The sequence below is a fragment of the Streptomyces sp. NPDC059897 genome (assembly GCF_042730865.1).
GTDB lineage: Bacteria > Actinomycetota > Actinomycetes > Streptomycetales > Streptomycetaceae > Streptomyces.
The window spans coordinates 168715-177502 of sequence record NZ_JBHWKQ010000008.1 but is presented as its reverse complement, the minus strand read 5'-3'; the positions used below and the strand labels follow the sequence as shown (position 1 = coordinate 177502).

General features: G+C 68.1%; 6 protein-coding genes. 2 read left to right on the top strand and 4 right to left on the bottom strand.

What is annotated here, in order from left to right; genetic code table 11:
• Positions 1-150: 150 nt before the first annotated feature.
• The 4 genes from ACFV9W_RS12060 to frc all read right to left on the bottom strand — a co-directional run bounded on the left by ACFV9W_RS12060 (position 151) and on the right by frc (position 6427).
• Positions 151-1530, bottom strand: coding sequence for an OFA family MFS transporter (locus tag ACFV9W_RS12060; protein ID WP_385758512.1), 1380 nt, complete (start codon positions 1528-1530; stop codon positions 151-153).
• A gap of 1 nt (position 1531) precedes the next feature.
• Positions 1532-2917, bottom strand: a complete 1386-nt coding sequence (locus tag ACFV9W_RS12055; protein ID WP_385758509.1) for an OFA family MFS transporter — start codon at positions 2915-2917, stop codon at positions 1532-1534.
• Between the two features lie 123 nt (positions 2918-3040).
• Positions 3041-5194 carry an acetate--CoA ligase family protein gene (locus ACFV9W_RS12050; RefSeq protein ID WP_385758507.1) on the bottom strand — a complete coding sequence of 718 codons (2154 nt, stop codon included), beginning with the start codon at positions 5192-5194 and terminating at the stop codon, positions 3041-3043.
• A 3-nt stretch (positions 5195-5197) separates the two neighbouring features.
• A complete protein-coding gene (gene frc, locus ACFV9W_RS12045) occupies positions 5198-6427 on the bottom strand; it encodes a formyl-CoA transferase (protein ID WP_385758505.1) in 1230 nt (409 codons plus the stop codon).
• A 198-nt stretch (positions 6428-6625) separates the two neighbouring features.
• Here frc and sucC point away from each other — a divergent pair, with 198 nt between their 5' ends.
• Positions 6626-7768: an ADP-forming succinate--CoA ligase subunit beta gene (sucC, locus tag ACFV9W_RS12040; RefSeq protein WP_385758503.1), complete on the top strand. Its 1143-nt coding sequence runs from the start codon at positions 6626-6628 to the stop codon at positions 7766-7768.
• 11 nt (positions 7769-7779) lie between these two features.
• A complete protein-coding gene (sucD, locus tag ACFV9W_RS12035; RefSeq protein ID WP_385758501.1) occupies positions 7780-8664 on the top strand; it encodes a succinate--CoA ligase subunit alpha in 885 nt (294 codons plus the stop codon).
• The last annotated feature ends 124 nt before the right edge of the window (positions 8665-8788 follow it).

Here is an 8788-nt window from a genome sequence, read left to right as displayed (position 1 = left end):
CCCGCCCTCCCCCTCCCCCTGGGGGGGCGCGGCACGCCCCACCGGCCGCCTCCCCCCATCCCGCCCCCTCGCCCGGGGGGGGCCCGCCCCCCCCGGCCCGGCCCCCACTCAACTGTTGCCGGCGCGCTTTACGTGACGCGCTTTACGTGATCATGTCAACGACACCGCCTTGTCGTTCCGCCCCGGTTGCCGCAGCAGCAGTGCCACGAGCGCCGACAGCATGGAGATCCCGCCGGCCAGGGCGTACGCGCCGTTGTAGCCCCAGGCGCCGACCACCATCGAGCCGAGACCGCCGCCGAACAGGCCGCTGATGAGCTTCCCGCTGTACACCAGGCCGTAGTTGGTGGCGTTGTAGTTCTCCCCGAAGTAGTCCGGGGTCAGCGCCGCGAACATAGGGTAGAACGCGCCGCCGCCGAAGCCGGACAGGAACGCGAAGACCAGGAACAGCCACTCGCTGCGGATGTCGCCCGCCCAGATGATCCCGAACTGGGCGAGACCGAGTACGACGATCACGAGGATCAGGCTCGCCTTGCGGCCCCACAGGTCCGACATCCAGCCGACCACGGCCCGGCCGACACCGTTGATGACCGCCATGACACCCATCGACGAGGCGGCGACCAGCGGACCGAAGCCGACCTCCTTGGCGAAGTCGACCTGGAAGGAGATGCCGAAGATCGACACACCTGCGGTAAGCACCAGGCTCAGCCACATCAGCGGCAGCTGGCCCGTCTTGATGGCCTCCATGGGGGTGTACTGCTTGACCGCCGGCGGGTTCTTGGCGAGAGCCCGCGCGCTCTTCCCGGAGCCGGACGTGGCGAGCGGGTCGACCTCCGAGGGCCACCAGTTCCTCGGCGGGTCCCGGAAGAAGAACGCACACACCAGCACCACGACCAGCACATAGGCGCCGATCATGTCGAGCACCCGGTGGTAGTTCGAGGTGTCGAAGGCGTAGTTGAAGATGAAGATGAACGGAAGCGAGCCGTAGGCGAAGCCTCCGTTGACGAAACCTGTCCTGCCGCCTTTGCGTTCGGGGTACCACTTGCCGACCATGTTGATGCAGGTCGCGTACACGAACCCGGAGCCGAGTCCGCCGATCACGCCGAATCCGACGATGGCCAGCCACACGTTGTGCAGGTGTGAGAGGGCCAGGAAGCCGATCATGCACAGGAAGGCGCCCACGTACATGGCGCGGCGGGCCGGCATGATGCCCTTCTCACGCAGCCAGCCGGCCGGGAACGCCACACCCGCCTGGAAGAACACCCAGACGCTCAGGATCCAGAAGGTGTTGGACTGCGTCCAGCCGTGCGCCGAGGACAACGTGTCCTCGGCGGACCCGTAGGCGTACTCGGAGACACTGATGGCCATCATCGCGACCCATGGCAGGTACACCATGAACTTGCGGGAGTGGCCGAGGATGTCCCGGTCGGTCTCGCCCACGCGATAGATCCGGCCGTGTTCGTCGGTCAGTTCTCGGTACCGGCTCCCCGCAGCCGGTGCCGTATTGCCAGCGGAGACAGGTTCCGCCGTCATATCACGTCATCTCCTCACCAAGGGGGTGTGGGTTGGGGTGGACCCCACGCTTCTTGGGCCTACCGGGCGGAGACAGGAACAGAGCCACGAAGCCGGCGAAGAACGAGATGCAGCCGGCCAGGATGAAGGCCCCGGAGTGTCCCCAGGCGCCGACGACGACGGACCCCATGCCCGCGCCGAGCCCCGAGACGAGCTTGGAGCTGTAGACCATGCCGTAGTTGGTGGCGTTGTTGTTCTCACCGAAGTAGTCCGCGGTCAGGGCCGCGAACATCGGGAAGATCGCACCGCCGCCGAAGCCGGAGATCGCGGAGAAGACCAGGAACATCGCGAGCATCTTCTCCGAGGCCGACCAGATGATGCCGAACTGGGCGAGGCCCAGGATCATGCACACCGCCAGCAGACACTGCTTGCGGCCGTACCGGTCGGACAGCCAGCCGATGACACCACGCCCGGTGCCGTTGACGACCGCCTTGAGTGACATCGCGGTGGCCACGATCCCGCCCGCGAAGCCCGCTTCCTTGCCGATGTCGACCTGGAAGGCGATGCCGAAGATGTTCACACCCGACGTACACGCCAGGCAGAACCACATCAGCGCGACCCGGCCCGTCTTCCATGCCTCCAGGGGGGTGTACTGCTTGACGGCCGGCGGGTTCTTCTCCAGGGACCTGCGCGCCCGCGGGTCCTCCGGAGGGTTGAGCGGGTCGATGTTCGCCGGCCACCAGTTCTTCGGCGGGTCCTTGAAGAAGGAGCCCGCGACGGCGACCATCGCGGCCAGGAAGACACCCACCGAGACCAGCACCCAGCGGAAGTTGGTCAGGTCCATGTACCCGGTGAACAGGAACACGAACGGCACCGAGCCGTAGGCGAAACCGCCGTTGACGAAGCCCGTCTTGCCGCCCCTGCGCTCCGGATACCACTTGCCGACCATGTTGACGCAGGTCGCGTACACCATGCCGGCGCCCATACCGCTGAAGACACTGAAGCCGATGTAGGCGACGATGACGTGCGGTGCGTAGGCCAGCGACAGATAGCCGAGGAAGGTGCCCACGGCGCCGAGCATCATGGCCCAGCGGGCCGGCAGTTTGCCGCTCTCCCGCAGCCTGCCCGCGGGCATGGCCACGGCCGCCTGGAAGAACACCCAGACGGTCATCATCCAGAAGATGTGTCCGCTGTTCCAATGGTGTGCGGTGTGCAGGGTGTCCTCTGCGGACGCGAACGCGTACTCCGCGGAGGAGATGCCCATCATGCCCACCCAGGGCAGGATGACCATCCACTTGCGCCCGCGACCCATGATGTCGATGTCGCTCTCGCCAACCCGGTACATCCGGCCGTTGGCGTCCGTCACCTCCCTGTAGGGGACGGAACTCGGCAGATCGGTTGTTGTCATGTCGATCGTTTCCCTTGCGTCGAAAGATCTGGGCAGCGCCCCCTGTCCAAATTTCTTTCGTGTGCGCACGGGGCCTGGGCCCGGCCGGCGCGCACCGCCGACCGGTCCCGCCGGTCGGCTACGTCATCGACCGCCCCCCAACTTCCCTGCCGCACGAGCCCACTTGTACTTCGCGCCGAGCACCGCGACGGGCTTCTCGGTCGTGTACGGGTACGCGACCACGCCCCGGTCGAAGAGGTACTGGCACGCCTCCTCGACCTCGACGTCGCCCGCGAGCGAGGCCACTACGGGCTTCTCGATGCCCCGGTCCCGGAACTCCTGGACGACGCGCGCCGTCACCTCCGCGAACACCATGGGCGGGGTGACGATGGTGTGCCAGTAGCCGAGCACCAGCGAGTGGATCCGCGGGTCCTCAAGGCCGAGCCGGATCGTCGCCTCGTACGTCGACGGGGGCTCGCCGCCCGTGATGTCGACGGGGTTGCCCGCGGCGCCGAACGGCGGAATGAACTTCCGGAAGGCCTCGTCCAAGTCGGCCGGGATCTCCATGAGTTCGAGCCCGTTGTCCATCACGGCGTCCGAGAGCAGCACACCTGAGCCGCCCGCCCCCGTGATGATCACGACGTTGTCGCCCTGGGGGGTGGGAAGCACCGGCAGCGCCCGCGCGTACTCCAGCATGTCGTTGAGGCCCGGAGCCCTGATGACACCGGCCTGCTTGAGGATGTCGTCGTACACGGCGTCGTCGCCCGCGAGCGCGCCCGTGTGTGAACCGGCCGCCTTGGCGCCCGCCGCCGTACGCCCCGCCTTGAGGACGACGACCGGCTTCTTCGGCACGGTCTCGCGCGCGGCCTGCACGAAGGCGCGCCCGTCCTTGAGGTCCTCCAGGTGCATCGCGATGCAGTCGGTGTTGGGGTCCTCGCCGAACCAGGTGAGCAGGTCGTCCTCGTCGAGGTCCGACTTGTTGCCGAGCCCGACGATCGCCGAGACACCCGTCTTCGTGGTGCGGGCGAAGCCCAGGATGGCCATGCCGATGCCGCCGGACTGACTGGTGAGGGCGACGCCGCCCTTCACGTCGTACGGCGTGCAGAACGTGGCGCACAGGTCCTGCCACGTCGAGTAGTAGCCGTAGATGTTCGGGCCGAGCAGGCGGGTGCCATAGCGCTCGGCGATGGCGACGATCTCCTCCTGGAGCTCGTGCTCGCCGGTCTCGGCGAACCCGGAGGGGATGAGGACCGCGTTCGGGATGCCCTTGCGGCCGACCTCCTCCAGGGCCGATGCCACGAACTTCGCGGGGATCGCGAAGACCGCCACGTCCACGTCGCCGGGGACGTCCGTGACACTCTTGTACGCCTTGCGGCCCAGGATGTCGTCGGCCTTCGGGTTCACCGGGTGGATCTCGCCGGAGAAGCCGCCGTCGATGAGATTGCGCATCACCGAGTTGCCGATCTTGCCCTGCTCGTTCGAGGCGCCGATCACGGTGATGGAGGACGGCTGCATCAGCCGCCGCATCGACGTGAGGATCTCCTCGCGGCTGTAGGTGCGCCGCTGCTTCTGCTCGCCCTCCGCGAGGATGATGCGGATGTCGGCGGCGAGCGCGCCCTTGGGCGTCGCGATCACCGGGTTGAGGTCGACCTCGGCTATCTCCGGGAACTCCGTGACCAGTTGGGACACCCGGCGGATCTGCTCGGCCAGTGCCTCCCGGTCGACGCCCTTGGCGCCGCGCACACCGCGCAGCACCTCCGCCGCCTTGATCGAGTCGAGCATGTCGAGGGACTCGTCCTCCGACACCGGCGCGAGCCGGAAGGTGACGTCCTTCAGTACCTCGACGAGTACGCCGCCGAGCCCGAAGGCGACGACCTTGCCGAACGTCGGGTCGGTGACGGACCCGACGATGACCTCCTGGGCGTCGGGCCCCGTGGGCAGCAGCTCCTGGACCTGGATGCCGGTGATGTGGGCGGTGGCGTCGTAGGCGTGCGCGTTGTCGACGATCCGCTGGTACGCCTCCCGTACGGCGGCCTCGCCGTCCACGCCGACGACGACGCCGCCCGCGTCGGTCTTGTGCAGGATGTCGGGCGAGACGATCTTCAGCACCACGGGTCCGCCGAAGCGGGCCGCGGCCGCCACCGCCTGGTCGGCATCGGTCGCGAGCTCCTCGCCGGGCACGGCGATGCCGTACGCGTCGGCGATCACCTTCCCCTCGGGCGCGGTGAGCGCTGTACGTCCCTCGGCCCGTACGGTGTCGAGCAGCGCCCGTACCTTGAGCTCACGTTCCTCGGCCATCAATCAGATCACTCCGTTCGACTTGAGCAGACGCAACTCTTCGTCCCCGAGGCCGAGTTCACCGATGAAGACCTCCGCGTTGTGCTCGCCGAGCAGCGGGGAGGAGGTGACGTCGACGGGGGAGTCGGAGAGCTTGAGAGGGGAACCGACGGTCTTGAAGGAGCCGCGCTCGGCATGCGGCACTTCGACGACCATGTCGTTGGCGACCAGCGACTCGTCCTCGATGATCTCCTTGGTGGAGAGGATCGGGCCGCAGGGGATGTTGTGGGCGTTGAGCCGGTCCAGGACCTCCCACTTGGGAAGCGTCGAGGACCACTCCTCGATCAGCTGGAACATCTTGCCCAGCTTGGGAAGGCGCGCCTCGGGCGTGGCCCAGTCGACGTCCTCGGCGAGTTCGGGCCGCCCGATCAGCTCGGTGAGCGGCTTCCAGCCGACGGGCTGGACGATGACGTAGACGTAGTCGTTGGGTCCGCCGGGTGCGCACTTGACCGCCCAGCCGGGCTGTCCGCCGCCCGACGCGTTGCCGGAGCGGGGGACCTCGTCACCGAAGTCCTCGTTCGGGTACTCCGCCAACGGGCCGTGGGTCAGGCGCTGTTGGTCGCGCAGCTTCACCCGGCACAGGTTGAGGACCGCGTGCTGCATGGCGACGTTCACGCGCTGGCCACGTCCGGTGTTCTCGCGCTGGAACAGGGCCGCGAGGATGCCGGCGACCGTGTGGATACCGGTCCCCGAGTCGCCGATCTGCGCGCCCGTGGCCGTCGGCGGACCGTCCTCGAAGCCCGTGGTGGCCATCGAGCCACCCATGGCCTGGGCGACCACCTCGTAGGCCTTGAAGTTGGTGTACGGGCCCTCGCCGAAGCCCTTGATCGAGGCGTAGATGATGCGCGGGTTGATCTCCTGGATGCGGTCCCAGGTGAAGCCCATCCGGTCCACGGCTCCGGGGCCGAAGTTCTCCACCATGACGTCCGAGCGGCGGATCAGTTCGGTCAGCAGCTCCTTGCCGCGCTCCGTCTTGGTGTTCAGGGTGATGCTCCGCTTGTTGCAGTTGAGCATCGTGAAGTAGAGGGAGTCGACGTCCGGGACGTCACGCAGCTGCTTGCGTGTGATGTCACCGGTCGGCGCCTCCAGTTTGACGACGTCCGCACCCAGCCACGCCAGCATCTGCGTGGCGGATGGGCCTGACTGGACATGGGTCATGTCCAGGACGCGCACACCCTCGAGTGCCTTGGTCACGAACGACTCACCTCGCTACTGGTCCACGGTCGGTTCCACGGTCGGTCCACCGTCGGTTCGTACATTGCATACAGTCGCCGAATACTGTATGAAAACTGGTATCCCGCATTGCGTGGATGGTGTCCAGGGGGCGTGCAGCATTTTTCCTTTCCGTAGCCGAATCAAGGGCTGAAGCAGGAACCCAGACAGGAGCCGCAAATGGACCTGTACGAACACCAGGCGAGGGACCTGTTCGCGGAGCACGGCATCCCCGTTCCGCGGGCCGAGGTCACCGAATCAGCCAAGGAGGCCCGCGAGTTCGCGCGCCGGCTCGGCGGCCGCGTCGTCGTCAAGGCGCAGGTCAAGACGGGCGGTCGCGGCAAGGCGGGCGGCGTCAAGCTCGCCGCCGACCCGGCCGCCGCCGAGCTGACGGCGCGCCAGATCCTCGGCATGGACATCAAGGGCCACACCGTACGAAGGGTGATGCTCGCCCAACCCGTCGACATCGAGGCCGAGTTCTACGTGTCCTACGTCCTCGACCGCGCCGCAGGCACCTTCCTCGCCATCGCCTCCGCCGAGGGCGGCATGGACATCGAGGAGGTCGCCGCCACCCGGCCCGAGGCCGTGGCCCGCATCCCCGTCGACCCGGCCGTCGGTGTCACCTCCGCCGTCGCGGCCCGCATCGCCGAGGCGGCGGGGCTTCCGCCGCAGACCGTCGACGTCCTCGTACGCCTGTGGGACGTCCTCACCCGCGAGGACGCGCTGCTCGTCGAGGTGAACCCGCTCGTGCGCACCGCGCAGGGCCACATCCTCGCGCTCGACGGCAAGGTGACCCTCGACGACAACGCCCGCTTCCGCAACGCCCGTTGGGGCGAGAACGCGGAGTCCGAGCACGACGAACCCCTGGAGGCGCAGGCAGCGGCCAAGGGACTCAACTACGTGAAGCTCGACGGCGAGGTCGGCATCATCGGCAACGGCGCCGGGCTCGTCATGTCCACCCTCGACGTGGTCGCGGGCTGCGGAGCGAAGCCCGCCAACTTCCTCGACATCGGCGGCGGCGCCTCCGCCCAGATCATGGCGGACGGCCTCGACGTCATCCTCTCCGACCCGGCCGTGAAGTCCGTCTTCGTCAACGTCTTCGGCGGCATCACCGCCTGCGACGCGGTCGCCGACGGAATCGTCCAGGCCCTGGAGCACGTCCAGCTGACCAAGCCGCTCGTCGTCCGCCTCGACGGCAACAACGCCGCGCGCGGCCGGGCCATCCTCGAGGAGCGCGCGCACCCGCTGGTCGAACAGGCCACCACCATGGACGGCGCCGCGCGGCAGGCCGCCGAACTCGCCCTCGTCAGCAACCCCCTTTAAGGAGCCGGGACATGGCCATCTACCTGACCCAGGAGAGCAAGGTCCTCGTCCAGGGCATGACCGGCGCCGAGGGCACGAAGCACACCCGCCGCATGCTCCAGGCGGGCACGAACATCGTCGGCGGCGTCAACCCCCGCAAGGCCGGCAGCAGCGTCGACCTCGAAGGGCGCGAGGTCCCGGTCTTTGGCTCCGTCGCCGAGGGCATGGCCGCCACCGGAGCCGATGTCACCGTCGTCTTCGTGCCGCCCGCCTTCGCCAAGGGGGCCGTGATCGAGGCGGCCGACGCGGGCATCCCCCTCGCGGTCGTCATCACGGAGGGCATACCGGTGCACGACGCCGTCGCCTTCCAGGCGTACGCGAAGCAGCGGGGCACCCGTGTCATCGGCCCCAACTGTCCGGGCCTCATCTCGCCCGGCGCCTCGAACGCGGGCATCATCCCGGCCGACATCACCAAGCCGGGCCGCATCGGACTCGTCTCCAAGTCCGGCACCCTCACCTACCAACTCATGTACGAGCTGCGCGACATCGGCTTCTCGACGTGTGTGGGCATCGGCGGCGACCCCGTCATCGGCACCACGCACATCGACTGCCTCGAAGCGTTCGAGGCCGACCCCGAGACCGAACTCATCGTGCTCATCGGGGAGATCGGCGGCGACGCCGAGGAACGCGCCGCGGTCCATATCCGCGAACACGTCACCAAGCCCGTCGTCGGCTACATCGCCGGATTCACCGCGCCCGAGGGCAAGACGATGGGCCACGCAGGCGCCATCGTCTCCGGCTCCTCGGGAACGGCCGAGGCCAAGAAGGCGGCGCTCGAAGCCGTCGGCGTCCGCGTCGGCGCCACGCCGACGGAGACGGCCCGGCTCGTCCTGGACCGCCTCGCCGACGGGCAGTGACGCGTCTCATAGGCGTCAACTGGCCATCCCTGTACGGGAATTGGCATACCGGAGGTGTCCGCTGGGCACCTCCCGTCCACAGCACCACCCACCAGTCGTACAGCACCACCAGCGGTACAGCACC